Source organism: Brevibacillus agri (genome assembly GCF_004117055.1).
In the GTDB taxonomy this organism is placed as follows: Bacteria; Bacillota; Bacilli; order Brevibacillales; family Brevibacillaceae; genus Brevibacillus; species Brevibacillus agri.
In genome coordinates this window covers 5,275,802-5,295,000 of the sequence record NZ_CP026363.1, presented here as the reverse complement: position 1 = coordinate 5,295,000, position 19,199 = coordinate 5,275,802, and the positions used below count along the sequence as shown (strand labels likewise).

At 54.8% G+C, this 19,199-nt stretch carries 11 protein-coding genes, 15 tRNA genes, 1 rRNA gene and 2 riboswitches (1 of these 29 cut by a window edge); all 27 genes read left to right on the top strand.

From position 1 onward, the window contains the following. Positions 1-1,253: ribosomal RNA gene (locus tag BA6348_RS26020) — 23S ribosomal RNA — on the top strand (it extends 1,719 nt beyond the left edge of the window). Between the two features lie 53 nt (positions 1,254-1,306). After that, positions 1,307-1,382, top strand: a tRNA-Asn gene (locus BA6348_RS26015). A 7-nt stretch (positions 1,383-1,389) separates the two neighbouring features. Continuing rightward, positions 1,390-1,480, top strand: a tRNA-Ser gene (locus BA6348_RS26010). A 25-nt stretch (positions 1,481-1,505) separates the two neighbouring features. Beyond that, positions 1,506-1,582: transfer RNA gene (locus BA6348_RS26005), tRNA-Met, on the top strand. Positions 1,583-1,591: 9 nt separating this feature from the next. After that, a tRNA-Leu gene (locus BA6348_RS26000) sits at positions 1,592-1,676 on the top strand. Positions 1,677-1,690: 14 nt separating this feature from the next. Next, positions 1,691-1,764, top strand: a tRNA-Glu gene (locus BA6348_RS25995). An 85-nt stretch (positions 1,765-1,849) separates the two neighbouring features. Continuing rightward, a tRNA-Val gene (locus BA6348_RS25990) sits at positions 1,850-1,925 on the top strand. 78 nt (positions 1,926-2,003) lie between these two features. Continuing rightward, positions 2,004-2,080 (top strand) — tRNA-Met (locus BA6348_RS25985). Between the two features lie 66 nt (positions 2,081-2,146). Continuing rightward, a tRNA-Asp gene (locus tag BA6348_RS25980) sits at positions 2,147-2,223 on the top strand. A 35-nt stretch (positions 2,224-2,258) separates the two neighbouring features. Then, positions 2,259-2,334 (top strand) — tRNA-Phe (locus BA6348_RS25975). A gap of 17 nt (positions 2,335-2,351) precedes the next feature. Continuing rightward, positions 2,352-2,427, top strand: a tRNA-Thr gene (locus BA6348_RS25970). A 4-nt stretch (positions 2,428-2,431) separates the two neighbouring features. Beyond that, positions 2,432-2,506, top strand: a tRNA-Gln gene (locus tag BA6348_RS25965). 5 nt (positions 2,507-2,511) lie between these two features. Further along, positions 2,512-2,587: transfer RNA gene (locus tag BA6348_RS25960), tRNA-Lys, on the top strand. 64 nt (positions 2,588-2,651) lie between these two features. Further along, positions 2,652-2,733, top strand: a tRNA-Leu gene (locus tag BA6348_RS25955). A 49-nt stretch (positions 2,734-2,782) separates the two neighbouring features. Further along, positions 2,783-2,858: transfer RNA gene (locus tag BA6348_RS25950), tRNA-Gly, on the top strand. 48 nt (positions 2,859-2,906) lie between these two features. Continuing rightward, a tRNA-Arg gene (locus BA6348_RS25945) sits at positions 2,907-2,983 on the top strand. Positions 2,984-3,212: 229 nt separating this feature from the next. After that, a complete protein-coding gene (locus tag BA6348_RS25940; RefSeq protein ID WP_005834696.1) occupies positions 3,213-4,166 on the top strand; it encodes an AAA family ATPase in 954 nt (317 codons plus the stop codon). Positions 4,167-4,180: 14 nt separating this feature from the next. Continuing rightward, positions 4,181-5,386: a DUF58 domain-containing protein gene (locus tag BA6348_RS25935; protein ID WP_005834697.1), complete on the top strand. Its 1,206-nt coding sequence runs from the start codon at positions 4,181-4,183 to the stop codon at positions 5,384-5,386. 4 nt (positions 5,387-5,390) lie between these two features. After that, on the top strand, positions 5,391-7,625 hold the full coding sequence (locus tag BA6348_RS25930; protein ID WP_026558341.1) for a transglutaminase TgpA family protein: 2,235 nt from the start codon (positions 5,391-5,393) through the stop codon (positions 7,623-7,625). Positions 7,626-7,645: 20 nt separating this feature from the next. Next, positions 7,646-7,748, top strand: a riboswitch (purine riboswitch). A gap of 230 nt (positions 7,749-7,978) precedes the next feature. Further along, on the top strand, positions 7,979-9,517 hold the full coding sequence (guaA, locus tag BA6348_RS25925; protein WP_005834701.1) for a glutamine-hydrolyzing GMP synthase: 1,539 nt from the start codon (positions 7,979-7,981) through the stop codon (positions 9,515-9,517). Positions 9,518-9,606: 89 nt separating this feature from the next. Then, positions 9,607-9,709: riboswitch (purine riboswitch) on the top strand. 121 nt (positions 9,710-9,830) lie between these two features. Next, entirely contained in the window at positions 9,831-11,207 is a 1,377-nt protein-coding gene (locus BA6348_RS25920; RefSeq protein WP_005834702.1) for an NCS2 family permease, read from the top strand. A gap of 291 nt (positions 11,208-11,498) precedes the next feature. Continuing rightward, positions 11,499-12,794, top strand: a complete 1,296-nt coding sequence (locus BA6348_RS25915) for a histidine--tRNA ligase (protein ID WP_035988384.1) — start codon at positions 11,499-11,501, stop codon at positions 12,792-12,794. A 55-nt stretch (positions 12,795-12,849) separates the two neighbouring features. Further along, entirely contained in the window at positions 12,850-14,367 is a 1,518-nt protein-coding gene (locus BA6348_RS25910) for a M1 family metallopeptidase (protein ID WP_122953373.1), read from the top strand. Positions 14,368-14,386: 19 nt separating this feature from the next. Further along, entirely contained in the window at positions 14,387-15,925 is a 1,539-nt protein-coding gene (locus BA6348_RS25905; RefSeq protein ID WP_005834707.1) for a M1 family metallopeptidase, read from the top strand. Between the two features lie 181 nt (positions 15,926-16,106). Beyond that, on the top strand, positions 16,107-16,595 hold the full coding sequence (purE, locus tag BA6348_RS25900) for a 5-(carboxyamino)imidazole ribonucleotide mutase (RefSeq protein WP_005834709.1): 489 nt from the start codon (positions 16,107-16,109) through the stop codon (positions 16,593-16,595). Then, a complete protein-coding gene (purK, locus tag BA6348_RS25895) occupies positions 16,592-17,749 on the top strand; it encodes a 5-(carboxyamino)imidazole ribonucleotide synthase (protein ID WP_005834710.1) in 1,158 nt (385 codons plus the stop codon). The genes purE and purK overlap by 4 nt, the downstream gene beginning before the upstream one ends. Positions 17,750-17,751: 2 nt before the next feature. Continuing rightward, the gene (gene purB / locus BA6348_RS25890; RefSeq protein ID WP_007777155.1) at positions 17,752-19,047 is read left to right on the top strand and encodes an adenylosuccinate lyase; all 1,296 of its coding nucleotides are present in this window, start codon (positions 17,752-17,754) and stop codon (positions 19,045-19,047) included. Positions 19,048-19,199 lie beyond the last annotated feature (152 nt).

Here is a 19,199-nt window from a genome sequence, read left to right as displayed (position 1 = left end):
CAAAATGGCCCCGTAACTTCGGGAGAAGGGGCGCCCCGGTAGGGTGAGGGTCCCCGCCCAACGTGAGCGTAAGCTTGCGTTGGGTGGGCTGAGCCCGAGGGGGCCGCAGTGAAAAGGCCCAAGCGACTGTTTAGCAAAAACACAGGTCTCTGCGAAGCCGCAAGGCGAAGTATAGGGGCTGACGCCTGCCCGGTGCTGGAAGGTTAAGGGGATGAGTTAGCGCAAGCGAAGCTTTGAACCGAAGCCCCAGTAAACGGCGGCCGTAACTATAACGGTCCTAAGGTAGCGAAATTCCTTGTCGGGTAAGTTCCGACCCGCACGAAAGGCGTAACGACTTGGGCGCTGTCTCGGCAAGAGACCCGGTGAAATCATAATACCTGTGAAGATGCAGGTTACCCGCGACAAGACGGAAAGACCCCATGGAGCTTTACTGTAGCCTGGTATTGGAACTTTGTGCATCATGTACAGGATAGGTGGGAAGCTGAGAAGCAGGGGCGCCAGCCTCTGTGGAGCTGTCGGTGGGATACCACCCTTGATGTACGGAGTTTCTAACTCGTCGCCCTCATCGGGCGAGAGGACCATGCCAGGTGGGCAGTTTGACTGGGGCGGTCGCCTCCTAAAAGGTAACGGAGGCGCCCAAAGGTTCCCTCAGAATGGTCGGAAATCATTCGTAGAGTGTAAAGGCAGAAGGGAGCTTGACTGCGAGACCTACAAGTCGAGCAGGGACGAAAGTCGGGCTTAGTGATCCGGTGGTTCCGCATGGAAGGGCCATCGCTCAACGGATAAAAGCTACCCTGGGGATAACAGGCTTATCTCCCCCAAGAGTCCACATCGACGGGGAGGTTTGGCACCTCGATGTCGGCTCATCGCATCCTGGGGCTGAAGTAGGTCCCAAGGGTTGGGCTGTTCGCCCATTAAAGCGGTACGCGAGCTGGGTTCAGAACGTCGTGAGACAGTTCGGTCCCTATCTGTCGCGGGCGCAGGAAGTTTGAGGAGAGCTGTCCTTAGTACGAGAGGACCGGGATGGACGCACCTCTGGTGCACCAGTTGTCACGCCAGTGGCATAGCTGGGTAGCTATGTGCGGACGGGATAAGCGCTGAAAGCATCTAAGCGTGAAGCCCCCTCCAAGATGAGACTTCCCACAGCGTTAAGCTGGTAAGACCCCTCATAGACGATGAGGTTGATAGGTTCGGTGTGGAAGCGCGGCAACGCGTGGAGCTGACGAATACTAATCGGTCGAGGACTTATCCACACACTCTTAGCAAACATGCGTATTCAGTTTTGAAGGAATAAATCCTTCAACGTTCCTCGGTAGCTCAGTTGGTAGAGCAATCGGCTGTTAACCGATCGGTCGGCGGTTCGAGTCCGTCCCGAGGAGCCATATATGCGGAGAGTTACCCAAGAGGCCGAAGGGGACGGTTTGCTAAACCGTTAGTATGCGCAAGCGTAGCGAGGGTTCGAATCCCTCACTCTCCGCCATATATTTTCAAACAAACAGCTTTATGGCGGTGTAGCTCAGCTGGTTAGAGCGTTCGGTTCATACCCGAAAGGTCGGGGGTTCGATTCCCTCCGCCGCTACCATCCTAAGCTGCGGTCGTGGTGGAATTGGCAGACACACCATCTTGAGGGGGTGGCGGGGCGACCCGTGCGAGTTCGAGTCTCGCCGACCGCACCATATCTTAATAGCTTGGCCCGTTGGTGAAGCGGTTTAACACAGCAGCCTTTCACGCTGTCATACAGGGGTTCGAATCCCCTACGGGTCACCTACAAATTCTTCATAAAGCAAAGTGCTTGCTATACTGCAGCACAAAAAGCTTTGTGAAGGCCCCGACAAGAGTCGGGGATTGTGGAGGCTTAGCTCAGCTGGGAGAGCATCTGCCTTACAAGCAGAGGGTCGGCGGTTCGATCCCGTCAGCCTCCACCACTTATCATAATCATATGGATGGTCAGCCAAAAGCGTCTTGCTTCTAAGATAGGTGCTGACATTGATCGTCCGAATCGTCGCGGGATGGAGCAGCTCGGTAGCTCGTCGGGCTCATAACCCGAAGGTCGCAGGTTCAAATCCTGCTCCCGCAACCAAATTTTCTACTCGCACTGCTCCAGAGTGAAGTAGAAGCGAAGTGCCCATCGGGTGCAGTCACGTATGGAGCTGTGGTGAAGTTGGAGTTCACGCCGGTCTGTCACACCGGAGGTCGCGGGTTCGAGTCCCGTCAGCTCCGCCATTTCTTAGCTAGAGAGATGGCAACCAAATTTTTGAGGCTCGGTAGCTCAGTCGGTAGAGCAGAGGACTGAAAATCCTCGTGTCGGCGGTTCGATTCCGTCCCGAGCCACCATTTACAGATGATATTTTGCCGGTATAGCTCAATTGGTAGAGCACCTGACTTGTAATCAGGGGGTTGTGGGTTCAAGTCCTATTGCCGGCACCACCATTGGGGTATAGCCAAGCGGTAAGGCAACGGACTTTGACTCCGTCATTCCTAGGTTCAAATCCTAGTACCCCAGCCACTTGCGAGCCATTAGCTCAGTTGGTAGAGCATCTGACTTTTAATCAGAGGGTCGAAGGTTCGAGTCCTTCATGGCTCACCAGTTTTTACAAACATAGAAACACGCAGCACGATAGAAATATCGATGCCCTTTTCTGTTTTACCATGCGGGTGTGGCGGAATGGCAGACGCACCAGATTTAGGTTCTGGCGGGAGACCGTGGGGGTTCAAGTCCCTTCACCCGCACCATATAACCAGAAGGCTTTGCAGCCAGAGCAAACCTTTTATCATATCACACGCGGACGTAGCTCAATTGGTAGAGCGTCGCCTTGCCAAGGCGAAGGTCGCGGGTTCGAGACCCGTCGTCCGCTCCATAGTTGTTCTGCTAGCTTTCAGCCAGTACAGGTTGACCCGCAAAACATGTGCCCTTAGCTCAGCCGGATAGAGCGTTTGACTACGAATCAAAAGGTCGGGAGTTCGAATCTCTCAGGGCACGCCATTACTTCATATGAAATCGAAGAGTAGGATCAATTCCTACTCTTTTTTGCATAATCATGGCTGCATTCTTACAATTTTTAAGTAAGTTTTCCTTGTATCTCCCATTTCCATCCATTACTTTAGAATTACACTGCTGTTTTCTACGCAGGTGATACAAGAGAAGACGGGTAACAAAATGTTTCTGTTACAAGCTCGATGGAAGAATAAGATGGAACAGGAGATGTATTAACGTGAACCCAATTAAATTGGAACAAATGCATCCTGCAATTGCAAAGTTGATCGATAATATAGAAAAAGTTCTGATTGGAAAACGTTCCGTGATTGAGATGATGGTCGCGGCTGTATTGGCAAACGGACATGTTTTGCTGGAGGACGTTCCGGGTGTGGGCAAGACGATGCTGGTACGTGCTTTGGCTAAGTCGATCGGGGGAGAATTCAAGCGTATCCAGTTCACTCCTGACTTGCTGCCGACAGATGTGACAGGAGTAGCAATTTTCAACCAACAGACGATGCAGTTTGAGTTCCGGCAAGGACCGCTGTTTGCAAACGTTATTTTGGCGGACGAAATCAACCGGACCTCTCCGAAGACGCAGTCTGCTCTGCTGGAAGCGATGGAGGAGCGGTCTGTTACAGTAGATGGTGCAACTTATCGGCTGGCCGATCCGTTTTTTGTGATGGCCACTCAAAACCCATTGGAGTACGAAGGGACGTTTCCATTGCCTGAGGCACAGTTGGACCGTTTCCTGATGCAATTGCGCCTGGGCTATCCGACCGTGGAAGAAGAAATGCGCATGCTCTCCAGATTCTCGGAGGTGAACCCGCTCGCACAACTTGAGCCGGTGATGACGGCAGCAGACTTGGCGCAACTGCAAAAAGAGGTAGCTTCCGTCAAGGTTTCCGAGGGAGTAAAAGAGTATATCGTGCGGCTGTGCCACCGCACACGTGACCACCATCATATTTACCTCGGGGTAAGTCCAAGGGGCTCTCTCGCCCTCTACAGAGCCGTTCAGGCACTGGCTTTCGTGCGGGGAAGGGATTACGCCATCCCGGACGATGTCAAAGAGCTGGTGCCAGTCGTATTCGCCCACCGGATGATCGTGAAGCCGGAAGCACGTCTGGAAGGAGCAACCGTTGATCGGGTATTGACCGTGATTTTGGCCGAAACCCGCGTTCCGGTGAGCTGAGGCGGTGACTGCGGATGAGACAACGAAGATGGGGTAAGCTCAAAGCGCTCCTGCTTGTGGCAATCACCTACGTATTTGCCAAGTTTCAGGGCGGCTTTTCCAGTTGGTTTCTATTTTACAGCAGTCTGGTGTTCCTCGTTTATGAGGTTTTGGCGTATTTTTTAATGTTCTCGACGCTGGAGGTAGAGCGAGTCATCGACCGCAACCGCCTGCAGGACGGCGAGGACGTCGTAGTAACCGTGCGCCTGCGCCGGAAAATCCGTTTTCCGCTGGGCTGGCACATGATCGTGGAGCCGTTGCCTGAGCGGCTCGCAGGTGTATATGAGCCGCACAGGCAGTTGATTTTTCCCTGGTTTAAAAAAGAAATGGAGTTCCGCTATGTCATACCGAGTCTCCCGCGAGGTTTTTACCGGCTGGATCAGTGCGTCGTGAGTGGCGGGGATTTTTTTGGGTTCAGCGAAAGGCGCAAAGTCTTTTCGTTTCCCCAGGAGTTTCTCGTTTACCCGCGGTACAAGGAAGTAACGCATTGGGCCTTGGGGGATGGCAGCTTCAGCGGCAACGTGCACGTGTCGCACAAACGCTCCGACGATGTCGCTGCCGTGAGGGGCGTGCGCGAATACCAGCGCGGTGATCGCCTGAGCCAGATTCATTGGCGCGCATCTGCAAGGGGAACGGGCTTGAAGACGAAGGAATTTGAACATCAGGCGATGAACCAGGCCGTTTTTTTCCTCGATGTAGAAAAAGAAAGCTATCAAGGACAGCCGGTACAGTTGTTTGAGACGGCAGTAAGGCTGACGGCAAGCCTGATCGCCTATGCCAATCGCAACCAGTACCATTACGGGCTGGTGTACAAGCAAAATGAACGCATTTCGATTGCTCCGGCGCTTTCCTACACTCATTTTCTGCGCGTCTTCGATCAATTGGCGCGGGTCATGCCAGCGGGCAGCGAATCGTTTGCGCGGGTTGTGGGACGCGAGGCGCTGGAACAGCAGCAAGGCGTGACCTTGATCGTCGTGACTCCGCGCGTGGAAAAAGACCTGGTTCACCGTTTGATTGCTTTGGCGCAAAAAGGCAGAAGAGTGCAGTTATTCTATGTGCATGCTGACACTGTCATTTCCCAAGAGAGAAGACGAGCCCTGCAACTGCTGGGCGGAAGCAAAATATCATGTACGTCTGTCCACATCGACGAACAAGAGTGGAAACGGATTGGAGGTGCATAGACTCATGAGCGTGTGGAAGCGACCAACGATATGGCAATGGGTCTCGGCCCTTTTTCTGTTCCTCATGCTAAGAGAGTGGCTGCTCCCTCTCCAGGAGCTGACGGATACGGGCGTGCTGTGGCCGTTTCTTGTCATTGTGGCCGGTGTCCTGGCGATCGACGTAGCGGTTCCGTACAGGTGGGTAACGTTGCCGTTCAAGCTGCTGGGCCTCCTCTGGTTGTTGCATGCTACGCTATTCGATACACCGTTGTTTACAACCGATTGGCTGGCGGAATTGTACAGGCAGATTGTGCATGATATCCCGCTGGCTCTCGAGCAAGACTGGGGAGCGATGTCCATTTTGTCGCGCAATGCTTTGTTTGATGCCCTGCTGCTTGTCCTGATTACCATGCTGACTTATCTGGTGCTGGAGCAGAGACAGGGCTTGTGGTTTGTCTTTTTGACAGAGCTGTACTTGGCAGTGCTCGATACGTTCCTGCCTTACGACGCCAGCGCAGGAATTGTGCGGACGCTGATCTTTGGCTTTTTGCTGCTCGCTGTCAGCCATCTGATGAGAATGACCAGCATGGCGACGGTGACAGAAAAAAGAAGCCGGATATTGTTCGGTTCTCTGATGGCCTCTTTGCTGGTCATTTTGATTAGTGTCGGCATCGGGTATGCGGCTCCCAAAAAAGATGCGAGCTGGCCTGATCCGATTGCCTTTTTGATGGGAAGCGGCACGGAAGCACCGACTGCCGTCATGAAAAAAGTCGGCTACGACAACAACGACGAAATGTTGGGCGGGCCTTTCATGCAGGACAATACGCTCGTGTTCATGGCGACGACCAATGAGCACAGCTATTGGCGCGGGGACTCCAAGGACGTCTACACAGGCGTAGGCTGGGAAAAAGGCGATCGCGAGTACGAGGCGATTTTGGACCCGCAAACATACGAGTGGAAAAACGAGCTGTTTCACGGCCTGGAAACGAAAAAGGTAGAGGCAACGCTGGAGTTCAAAGGCCCGCAGCAGTTTGCTACCGTCTTTTATCCCGGGCAGTTGAACAAAGTGAGCAATTACGCTCCGCCAAATGCGACTGTCGTTTACGACAAGATGAATCAGCAGCTTGAGGTCCGCGCGGGAAAAATCAATCTGATCCAGCCTACGGGCGCAAATGGACGGACAGAGTACGGACCGAATACGATGCTGCTCAAGCTGCACCGGTACAAGGTGGACGCAGAGGTGCCGATTGTCAGCGAAAAGGCGATCATGGAAGCGGGAACGGACTATCCCGACGAGATCAAAGAGCGCTATTTGCAGCTTCCGGCGACTTTGCCGCCGCGCGTGAAAGAACTGGCGCAAAGCGTGACCAAAAACGCCAAGACGCCTTATGAAAAAGTAAGAGCGATCGAGAATTACTTGCGGGCGAGTGGAAAATATAAGTATGAAACAAAAGATGTGCCTGTGGCAGCGGAAGGACAAGATTTTGTCGACCACTTTCTGTTTGACAGCATGAGGGGATATTGCGATCATTTCTCCACCTCGATGGCGGTGATGCTGCGCTCGCTCGACATCCCGGCGCGTTGGGTAAAAGGATTCGCCCCAGGCGAGAGAGTGGGCAGCGACGATCAGAACCGCGACATCATGGAAATTCGCAATAAAGACGCCCACTCGTGGGTAGAGGTGTATTTCCCGGGGCACGGCTGGATTCCGTTCGAAGCGACCAGCACTTTCATCTCGCCCGTGCGCTTCAATTACGATTTGCAAACATCGCAGCCGCAGATTCCGATTCCGGTGCCGGATTTGGGGAATCAGACTTCGCCAGACCGGGGAGATGGACGCTTTAACGAGCTGGAAGAGGGAGACGCTATTCCGGGGAGTAGCTATTCGATTCCTTGGCAGGTAAATGTTGGGCTGGCAGTGGTGATAGCGGCCGCAGGTTTCTTGGCCTGGCGGCGCAGAAAAGACATTCAAATCTGGTGGCTCCGAAGACAGATCGATCAGGATAAAAGCAACAAGTACACGGATCGCTTCAACCTGCTGCTTCGCATGATGGAGCAGGTGTACACGAGACGGCAGTCTGGCGAGACTTTGCGGGAGTACGCGAGCAGAATTACGATTCCGGCGGACAAGCGGCAAGATCTGCGTTATTTGACGGAAATGTACGAGCGAACCGTTTACGGCTACAAGGAACTGGAACAGAAGGCGAGGTCAGTGGCAGAGCAACTGATCGAGAGATTGATCCGTCAACTGAAGCCTTGAACAAAGCCGTCCCATCTGCTAGAATGACGATCAATGAGTCTCGTATAATACTCAGGAATATGGCCTGAAAGTTTCTACCGCTAAACCGTAAATTTGGCGACTACGAGGAGAGCACTTCGGATTTTTGTACATGCAACCGCACATGTGTACACAAGCTGGGACGCTGCCTCCGTACGAAAGATCGGAGTCACCGTCCCGGTTTTTTTGCAAATATGCGACAATTCTTCGCGTGTATGCCTGTATGCAAGAACCGAGGGAAGCGGAAACTGCTTTATCATGCATCGAGCGAGGATGTCGGCAAAAATGCGGCCGGCACTTGCACGTCCTGTCGGGTACAGGAGAAGGGGGATATGATGGACAAGTCATTGGAAATGGTCGTCGTACTTGATTTCGGAGGCCAGTACAATCAGTTGATCGCACGTCGCGTTCGCGATCTGGGTGTCTACAGCGAGCTGGTGCCGTTCAATACGCCTGTAGAAAAAATCAAGGAAATGCAGCCAAAAGGGATTATTTTCTCCGGCGGACCTGCGAGCGTGTACGAAGAGGGAGCGCCAAAAGTCGATCCGGCAATTTTTGATCTCGGCCTGCCAATCCTCGGCATTTGCTACGGCATGCAGTTGATGAGTCACATGCTGGAAGGAAAAGTAGAGCGCGCTGGCAAACGCGAGTATGGAAAAGCCGAGCTGCGCCTGCAAAATACGCACAGCCTGTATGAAAAATGGGATGCGAACGAAATCGTCTGGATGAGCCACTCCGATAAAGTGGTGGAGCTGCCGACTGGGTTCCGCGTAGACGCGGTAAGCGATAGCTGCCCGGTAGCGGCGATCAGCCATCCCGAGCGCAAGCTGTACGGCGTGCAGTTCCACCCGGAAGTTCGCCATACCGTAAAAGGAACCGAGTTCATCGGCAACTTCCTGTTCAACGTGTGCGGCTGCGAGCCTACATGGAGCATGACGACGTTCATCGAGGACGAGCTGGTGCGCATTCGCGAGACAGTCGGCGACAAGCAAGTGCTGTGTGCGCTGAGCGGCGGGGTAGACTCCTCTGTAGTAGCAGCGCTGATCCACAAAGCCATCGGCGACCAGTTGACTTGCATGTTCGTAGACCACGGCCTGCTGCGCAAAGGCGAAGCAGAAAGCGTCATGGAGACATTCGCAGAGAAGTTCTCCATGAAAGTAATCAAAATCGACGCTCGCGAGCGTTTCCTGAACAAGCTGAAAGGCGTCTCCGACCCTGAGCAGAAACGCAAAATCATCGGCAACGAGTTCATTTACGTATTCGATGAAGAAGCGGGCAAGCTGACAGACATGGACTTCCTCGCACAAGGCACGCTGTACACCGACATCGTGGAGAGCGGAACGGCTACCGCGCACACGATCAAGTCGCACCACAACGTAGGCGGCTTGCCGGAAGACATGAAGTTCAAGCTGATCGAGCCACTGAAAACGCTGTTCAAGGACGAGGTTCGCAAACTGGGTACCGAGCTTGGCCTGCCTGACGAAATCGTTTGGCGCCAACCGTTCCCGGGCCCTGGACTGGGTATTCGCGTTTTGGGCGAAGTTACAGAAGAAAAGCTGGAGATCGTTCGTGAATCTGATGCGATTTTGCGCGAAGAGATTGCCAAGGCGGGTCTGGATCGGGATATTTGGCAATACTTCACGGCTCTGCCGAACATGACGACAGTAGGCGTAATGGGCGACGTTCGCACCTATTCCTACACAGTAGGGATTCGCGCCGTAACCTCCATCGACGGCATGACGGCCGACTGGGCGCGCATTCCTTGGGATGTTCTGGAGAAAATCTCCACGCGCATTGTGAACGAAGTCGACAACGTAAACCGCATCGTGTACGACATTACTTCCAAACCACCAGCAACAATTGAGTGGGAATAAAATAAACCCGGATGTTCGTCTTGTTTAAAAAATGAACGTTCGTATTTTCGTTGACATTCGATATGTCACCTGATACACTTCTCAATGTGAACAGGTAATATAGGAAGGTTCGTATATTCTTGAGGATATGGCTCAAGAGTCTCTACGAGGTCGCCATTAAACGACCTGGCTACGAACAAAATGTCGACGGGATACGAATTTGTTATCATTTTTAGAATTGTTCCCGGAGTGTTTTGTGAAGAGGCCAGGCGCATACTAATAGCGTCCGGGCCTTTTTTCATTGCCATTACCATAAGCATGGGGGGACTTTTCGGTGCGGAAGTATTTTGAGTTTGACAAACTGGGCACCAATTATCGCCGCGAAATCATCGCGGGCATCACTACTTTTTTGGCCATGGCGTATATTTTGGCAGTCAATCCATTCATCCTCAGCGGAGCGGATTTGCCGCCGGACTTAAAAGCCAACTACCCTGAGTTTGGCGCTGTGTTTACCGCAACAGCTCTCGCTGCGGCGATCGGTACGCTACTCATGGGGATTCTCGGACGCTTGCCGATCGGACAGGCACCGGGGATGGGGCTGAATGCGTTTTTCACCTACACCGTTGTATTGACCATGCATATTCCTTGGCAGCAAGCATTGGCTGGGGTGTTTCTCTCTTGTACGATCTTTTTGATTCTGTCTTTGACCGGCGTTCGGGAAGCGATCATCAAAGCGATTCCGAAAGGGTTGAAATATGCGGTTTCTGCGGGGATCGGGCTGTTCATCGCGTTTATCGGCCTGAAAAACGCAGGGATCGTTGTTGCAAACGATGCGACTTTTGTCGCGTTGGGCCATCTGACCTTCTACCATGAAAACATGAAGCCGGAAGAAGTATTGGCAGCGAAAAATGCGCTGCTGGCGATTTTCGGTCTGATCGTTACCGTTGTTCTGCTTTCGCGCAAAGTTAATTCCGGTATTTTTATCGGGATGATTGTCACAGCAGTAGTCGGCATGATCTTCGGTCTGGTCAGCCTGCCAGAGCAAGTCGTGTCTGCTCCGCCGAGCCTGGCGCCGACATTCGGTGCGGCGTTCCAGTATCTCGGTGACCCATCGGCCTTGTTCACCGTGAACATGCTGATTGTCGTACTGACGTTTTTGTTCGTGGACTTTTTCGATGCGACAGGCACGCTGCTCGGTGTAGCCAGCCAAGCTGGACTTCTGAGAGAAGACGGCAATCTGCCGCGTCCGGGAAAAGCGCTCGCTTCCGATGCGATCGCAGGGATGGCTGGCGCGGTGCTCGGTACTTCTACGACGACCGCTTATGTCGAGTCGACAGCGGGGGTAGCAGCAGGCGGCCGCTCCGGTTTTACCGCGATTGTGACAGGGATCATGTTCCTGTTGGCCCTGTTCTTCTCGCCGCTGCTCGCGATCGTGACTCCGGCAGTTACCGCTCCGGCGCTCATTATCGTCGGTGTACTGATGGCTTCGCACATTGCGCAGGTGGCATGGAATGACCTGGACGAAGCGTTCCCGGCGTTCTTGACCATTCTCCTGATGCCGCTGACGTACAGTATCGCAACTGGAATTGCGACTGGCTTCATCGTCTATCCGGTGATGAAGGTGCTGAAAGGCAAAGCGCGTGAAGTGCATCCGGCGATGTACGTTCTGTTCTTCGTCTTCCTGGCTTACTTCATCTGGCTGCGCGAATAGGATTTTTTGGAAAATAGGCTTCCTGTCTACTGGACGGGGAGCTTTTTTTGCGCTATGATAGGAAAAATCTTTTTTTGGCGGAGGGACCATTCATGTTTGCATCAATCACGTTCCTTCAACAGCATCACCACGGCTAGAGCGTTTGTATCTTCGGGAATTTTTCCGCAGGTGCAAGCGCTTCTTGTGCTTTGTGCCTGCGGTGGTGATTTTTTTGTAGCCATGCGGGCATGAAGTTGCCTCGCATGGCTATTTTTGTTTGGACGATGGACGAAAAAAGAAAGGATGATTCGGATGGACAGCACAGTGTTGAAGAGTGTCAAAGGCACGAAAGATTTTATGCCGCCGGAGCAAATGCAGCGCAACTGGATACGGCGAACGCTGGAGGAAGTGTTCGAGGCGTATGGCTGCAAGCCGTTGGAGACGCCCACGCTCCAGTATTATGAACTGTTGGCATCGAAATACGGCGGTGGAGAAGAGATTTTGAAGGAGGTGTACCGCCTGCGCGACCAAGGGGAGCGGGAGCTGGCGCTGCGCTACGATCTGACCGTGCCGCTGGCGAAGGTCGTCGGGATGAATCCGGAGATGCGGCTGCCGTTCAAGCGCTATGAGATCGGTAAAGTGTTCCGCGACGGTCCGGTCAAAACGGGGCGGCTGCGCGAGTTTATCCAATGCGACGTCGATATCATCGGTACGTCCTCGATGCTCGCCGAGGCGGAGCTAATCAGCATGGCTTTTGCCGCGTTCGCCAAGCTAGGGCTTGAGGTGTACATCGAGGTCAACAACCGCAAGCTGCTGTCAGGGGTGCTGCAGGAGTTGGGCGTTCCGGGCGAGCGCGCGGCAGATGTCATGCTGTCGCTCGACAAGCTGGCGAAAATCGGAGTGGAAGGCGTGCAAGGTGATCTGCGGGAGCGCCAGGTAGAGGAGCCGCTGGTGGCGGCGATCACGTCCTTTTTGCAAAAGGGAGCGCTGGCGCTGGATGCTTTGGCGCAGCAGTTTTCCTCCGAGCTTGTGCAGCAAGGCGTGCAGGAGCTTCAGCAACTGTTTGCCTACCTGCGGGGAGCGGGCGTGACTGGCGAGGTGCGGTTCTCTCCGTTTTTGGCGCGGGGGCTGGGGATATACACCGGGACGGTTTACGAGATATTTTTGCAGGATCAAAGCATTACTTCCAGTATCGGGAGCGGCGGCAGGTACGATGAGATTATCGGGCGGTTTTTGGGCGATGGGCGGGAATATCCGGCCGTGGGGATATCGTTTGGGCTGGATGTGATTCTCGCTGCGCTGTCCTTGCGAGCCGAAAGTGCACGGCCTGCCGCAGATGTCCTCGTCATTCCGCTGGCGACAGAGGAGCTTAGCCTCGGGCTGGCTAACCGGTTGCGCGCGGACGGTCTAAGAGTGGAGCTGGAGCTTGCGGGCCGGAAGCTGAAAAAGGCGCTCGACTACGCTAACAAAGAAGGAATCGCCTACGTGCTGATCTACGGCGAGAACGAGGTGAACAGCGGACAGGTGGTGGCGCGGGACATGCGCGAAGGAAGCGAGCAGACGGTACCGCTCGGCCTCGTCTCAAGCTGGCTTGGCGAACGGATATGATTCGATAGTCTTTTGCTGCCACTTTCGGTACGATAGAGAAAAAGGGGGCGAAGGCATGCGCAAATGGGTCTTATGGCTTGGGTGCAGCAGTCTGATAGCGATAGCGGCATGGGGACTCCCGGCAAAGGCGAACGCGGAGAAGCTTTTGCAAAAGCCGCTCTACCAGGCGGATGTACAGATTGATCCCGTGAAAAAAGAAGTAACCGGAAGCGTAGCGATCACTTTTTGGCCGGAGGACCCGCAACGTGCCTATCTCCATCTCTATCCGGACGTATTTACCGAACAACATGAAGGAATGCTATGGGAGGAACTTTTAGGCAAGGAACCTGTACTTGGTACGTATGATAATAACAGGCTTGCAGTCGATGGGAAAATGGTTGTCGGTCAAAAGGAGCGGCATATTTTGCAGGTACCGTTGCAAGCGAACGAACAGTCCGGCGCTGCAGCAAGCCCACGCACGATTCAACTCGATTTTGCCATGAAGCTCCCTCATAACGATGGGAGAATGTCGTACGATGACCACGCGATTTGGCTGGGCAACTGGCTGCCGATTCTCGCCGTACACGAGCAGGCAGGCTGGCGTCTCGATGCGTACGAGCCTGTCGGCGATCCGTTTTACAGCGAGATCGCCGACTACGAAGTAAACGTCACGTATCCCGCAGGCTATCAGTTGGCCAGCACGGCAGCGGATGCCGGGGCGGAAGTAGCAGCTTCGCCAGCTACGTCTGGAGGAAAAAAGACGGTTCGGCTGCGCGTGGAAAATGTGCGCGACTTCGCGCTCGTGCTTATGGACTCGACTTATCAAAAAGCGGAAACAAAGGCGGGCAATACGCTCGTTCGCACGTGGTGGCGCCAGGGGGATGACGAGCTTTTGGCCAAGCGCATCCACGAGGCCGGAGCAAAGTCGCTCGCTTATTTTCAGGAACAACTCGGCGCGTACCCTTATGCGGAGTACGATGTGGTGCGGACAGGCGGAGCGATCAACGGCATGGAATACCCTGCCCTGGTGTTTTTGGACGGGCGTCATTTCGCGGCGGGGGCAGAGACGGGAATTGTTACGGTTGCGCACGAGACGGCGCATCAATGGTTTTACGGGCTGCTCGGCAACGATCAACTGCGCGAGGCGTGGCTGGATGAAGGGTTTACCGAGTATGTGACGCTCGCCTTTCTCTCTCGGGAGTATCCGCTGACAGGCGCGGAACGGGTGCGCAGGCGTCTGGAAAACGGCATTTTTGTCCAGTGGTACGTAAAAGAAGAGCTGCGTCCCTGGCAGGCGCTCTCTGCTTTTCCCGCCAACCAGAGCTACAGCGATCTCGTCTATTCCCGGACGTCGTCCATGCTTTGGCTGCTGCGGGGAGCGTGGGGCGAAGAACGGCTGCATGACGTGCTGCGCGAGTATGTGCAAACGTACCGTTATCAAAACGTCAGCGGAGAACAGTGGGAAGCGTTTCTGTCCCGGGCGGCGGGAGAAGACGCGCGTGCTTTTCTGGACTATTGGATGAAGCTGGACATGTCCCGGCAGGAGCAGGCCGCGGCCTGGCTGGAACGCCAGCGTGACAAACAGCGAAAGTAAGCGAAGGCAGGGGAGTGCCATGTGGCGCAAGCATTGGGTGGTCAGCATGGTAGTAGGGATGGCTCTGGCAGGCATTTTGTGGAGTAGTTCGTGGACGGGACAGGCCGAGGCCGATGTCGCGGTAATCGCCAGTCCACAGCAGACGCCGGCAGCGATCACGTACAGCGCAGATGTGTGGCTGGACATGAACGAACGTATCGTGACAGGCGTGCTGACGGCCCGGTTTGTCCCGCAGGATGACAAAGCTTTTTTTCATCTGTATCCAAATGCTTTCGCCAAACAGGCAGACCTTGGCACGGCGAACTGGGAGCAGGTGCTTGGCAAGCAGCGAGAGCCAGGCGGCATCACGATTACAGCCGTCAAGGTGGATGGACGGGAGGCCGGCATTCGCTACGAAGGAAAGACGAACACGCTGCTGCGCGTGCCGCTCCCGGCGAAAAAGCCGTCCGCCGAGGCTGTCGTGGAGCTTGGCTTCCGCCTGCAGGTTCCTTACAACAACGGACGGCTCTCCTACCACGACCATGCGATGTGGCTGGGGAACTGGCTGCCGATCTTGGCGGTCAAGGATAGCGGCGGCTGGCGGCTCGACCCATACACGGCGATTGGCGATCCTTTTTACAGTGAAGTGGCGAATTATCATTTGCGCGTTCATTTGCCGGAAGGATATCAACTCGCTACGACGGGGCTGGAGAGTACAGCCGTCATCACGCAGACAAGGCCGCAGCGGCAAAGTATATATGAACTGGATGCATGGAACGTTCGTGATTTTGCCATGGTCGTCATGGACGGCACGTACCAGGCGGTGTCCGGAAAAGTCGGGGAGACTATCGTTCGGACATGGTCGCAGCAGGGCGACGATCCGGCGGCTGTGAAAAGCTTGCACGAGACGGCGATGGAGTCGCTCGACTATTACGGGAAGCAGTTTGGCACCTATCCGTACAAGGAGTACGACGTCGTCAAGACAGGCGGCTTTTTCGGGGGCATGGAGTACCCGAGCCTCGTCTTCATCGAGGAGGAGTTTTTCAATACGGCGGACAACATGGGCGCAGCCGTCGTCGCGCACGAAACGGCCCATCAGTGGTTCTACGGCATCGTCGGCAACGACGAGGTGCGCGAGGCGTGGCTTGACGAGAGCTTGACCGACTACGCGACGATGGCTTTTTTGCAGGAAAAGGACCCGAAGCGATCTCAGGCGTACATCCGGCTGAGACAAGGCCAGTCCCGCGCAGCCGAAGCGTATGCCAAACGAGGGATTTCCGCCGAGACGAGCGTGGCGGCCTTCCCGGACTGGAAAAGCTACAACGAGCTTGTGTACGGGCGCTCCGGCGTCATGTGGTGGACGTTGCGGGAAGCGTGGGGAGCCGAGCGGCTGAATCGGCTTTTGCGGCAGTACGTGAGCGAGCACCAGTACAAGCTGGCGAGCGGCGGCCAGATCAAGAAGCTGGTCTCGGCGGCAGCCGGGGCAGACGCAACGCCGTTTTTCGAATATTGGCTGCATGTGCGGCTGGACTCCGCAGCGGCGGCAAAAGAGTGGCTGGAAAAAGGTAAACACGAATGATGATATCCAACCTATTTTAAAATGTTCGGAAGCGAGGTTGACAGGCAAACTTTCTCCCTGCTACACTGTGTATGTTGATAGCAAACGAGTACGAATAGCCCAGGCGATGAGTACGGCCGCAAAAGCCGTTAGTCGGTTGGGTTTTCTTCTGATGATACAAAACGTAGGGGGCGAATGGTTCATGCTACAGCCTTTGGTGGGCGTCATTATGGGCAGCACGTCAGACTGGGAAACGATGAAGGAAGCATGCGCAATTCTCGATGAGCTCAAGGTACCGTACGAAAAGAAGGTCGTTTCCGCGCACAGAACGCCTGATTTGATGTTTTCGTATGCCGAAAGCGCAAAAAGCCGCGGTCTGGAAGTCATCATTGCGGGAGCGGGGGGCGCAGCCCATTTGCCAGGGATGGTGGCGGCGAAAACGGAGCTGCCTGTAATTGGCGTGCCTGTGAAGTCGTCCAACCTGAACGGATTGGATTCGCTTTTGTCCATCGTGCAAATGCCAGGCGGGGTGCCTGTCGCCACTGTCGCCATCGGCAAGGCGGGCGCGATCAATGCCGGCTTGCTCGCTGCGCAAATTTTGGGGATCAAATATCCGGATGTGCAAGCGCGCTTTGTGGCAAGACGCGATGAGGTGCGCAAAAAAGTGCTGGAGGCTGGCGAACTGGAATGACGACCAAACAGAGCAAGCAAATCAAACCAGGATCGACTCTCGGAATACTCGGCGGCGGACAGCTTGGCCGCATGATCGCCCTCGCTGGACGAGCTATGGGTTATCGCTTTGTGACGATGGACCCGACCGTCGACGCTCCGTGCGGACAAACGGCGGACAAGCAAATTGTCGCCAGCTACGACGACGTGGAAGCAGCGATGCAGCTCGCTTCTGTCAGTGATGTCATTTCCTACGAATTTGAAAATGTGGACGCACAGGTCGCGGAAGTGCTGGAGAGCCATGCCTACGTGCCGCAGGGCAGCCGCCTTTTGCGCATCACACAAAACCGGATTTCCGAAAAGACAGCGATTCGCGAAATCGGCATTCCCGTCGCGCCTTTTCGCGTAGTTGGCAGTTTGCAAGATTTGCAGGCGGCAGTAGCCGAGCTGGGGCTGCCTGCGGTCATGAAAACGGCGACAGGGGGCTACGACGGCAAAGGCCAATGGGTTTTGCGCAGCGAGGACGAGCTGGCGGAGGCGTACGAGACGCTGGCCAAGGCAGGGACAGAGCTGATCGTGGAGCAGTTCGTGCCGTTCCAGATGGAGCTGTCCGTGATCGCGGCGCGCAATCCGGACGGGGAGCTGGCTGTTTTTCCGGCGGCGGAAAACATTCACCGGGAAAACATCCTGCATTTGAGCATCGTGCCAGCCCGCGTTCCGGCGGAAGTAAAGACACGCGCAGAAGAAATCGCCCGCACGATTGTAGAAAAGCTCGACGTCGTGGGACTGATCGCAGTGGAAATGTTTTTGACCGCAGACGGGCAGTTGTACGTCAACGAGCTGGCGCCACGCCCGCACAACTCCGGCCATTACACGATGGACGCTTGTGTGACCTCGCAGTTTGAGCAGCACGTTCGGGCGGTTTGCAACCTGCCATTAGGCTCGACGGAGTTGCTCTCTCCCGTCGTGATGGTTAATATTTTGGGAGAGCACCTGCAGCCTGTCTTGGATCAAATCGACAAGCTGCCGCGCACGGCCAAGCTGCATTTGTACGGAAAAGCGGAAAGCAAGGCGAAGCGGAAGATGGGGCATATCAACGTGCTCGCCCCTACTGTGGAAGAAGCGCTCACCCACATTGATGAGCTGAAAATCTGGACGAATCCATCGGAGGTATAATCATGATCGAACGTTATTCCCGCCCGGAAATGCGCGCCATTTGGACGGAAGAAAACAAATTCAAGGCATGGCTGGAAGTAGAGATTCTCGCGTGTGAAGCATGGTCCAAGCTGGGTGTCATCCCGGAAGAGGACGTGAAAAAGCTGTGGGAAAAAGCCAGCTTTGACATCAAGCGCATCTACGAGATCGAGGAAGAGACGCGTCACGACGTGGTGGCGTTTACCCGCGCGGTATCCGAGACTTTGGGCGAAGAGAAGAAATGGGTGCACTACGGCCTGACCTCTACAGATGTAGTGGACACGGCGCTGTCCTACCTGCTGCGCCAGGCGAACGAAATTTTGGAAAAAGACATCGAGGACTTCATCGCGATTTTGGCGGACAAAGCGCGCGAGCACAAAGATACGGTTTGCATGGGCAGAACGCACGGCGTGCATGCCGAGCCGACGACATTCGGCTTGAAGCTCGCTTTGTGGCACGAAGAAATGAAGCGCAACCTGGCGCGTTTCCGGGCGGCGAAAAAAGAAGTGGCGTACGGCAAAATCTCCGGCGCAGTCGGTACGTATGCGAACATCGACCCGTTCGTGGAAGCGTACGTTTGCGAAAAACTCGGCCTGACTCCGGCTCCGATCTCCACGCAAACGCTGCAACGTGACCGCCACGCCGAATACATGGCGACATTGGCGCTGATCGCAACGTCGCTGGAGAAGTTCGCAACCGAAATCCGAGGCCTGCAAAAGAGCGAAATGCGCGAGGTGGAAGAAGCGTTTGCCAAAGGTCAAAAAGGCTCCTCCGCCATGCCGCACAAGCGCAACCCGATCGGCAGCGAGAACATTTGCGGTCTGGCGCGCGTCATCCGCGGCCATATGCTCACTTCCTATGAAAACGTGTCTCTCTGGCACGAGCGGGATATTTCCCACTCCTCCGCAGAGCGCGTGATTTTGCCAGACGCGACTCAGGCGCTGAACTACATGCTGCGCCGCTTCATGAACATCGTGAAAAACTTGACCGTGTTCCCGGAGAACATGAAGCGCAACATGGACCGTACTTTCGGTCTGATCTACTCCCAGCAAGTGATGCTCAAGCTGATCGAAAAAGGCATGAGCCGCGAGCAAGCATACGACACTGTGCAGCCGCGCGCGATGCAGGCTTGGGAAGAGCAGCGCTCCTTCCGCGCCATCGTGGAGGAGGACGCCACTGTCAGCTCCACGTTGACCAAGGAAGAGCTGGATGAGTGCTTCGATTACCGTTACCACCTGAAGCATGTGGATACGATTTTCCAACGTCTTGGTTTGTTGTAATACTGCGATTGTTTGCGTGATCCGAGAAACGCTCCCGATGAATGCGGGGGCGTTTTTTTGTTGGGGGCGAGGGCAAGGATGGTTGTTATTCCTCCTATCATTTTTCCTATATAAGTGAGACGACAAATCAGCTACTGATTGGTTGTTAACTT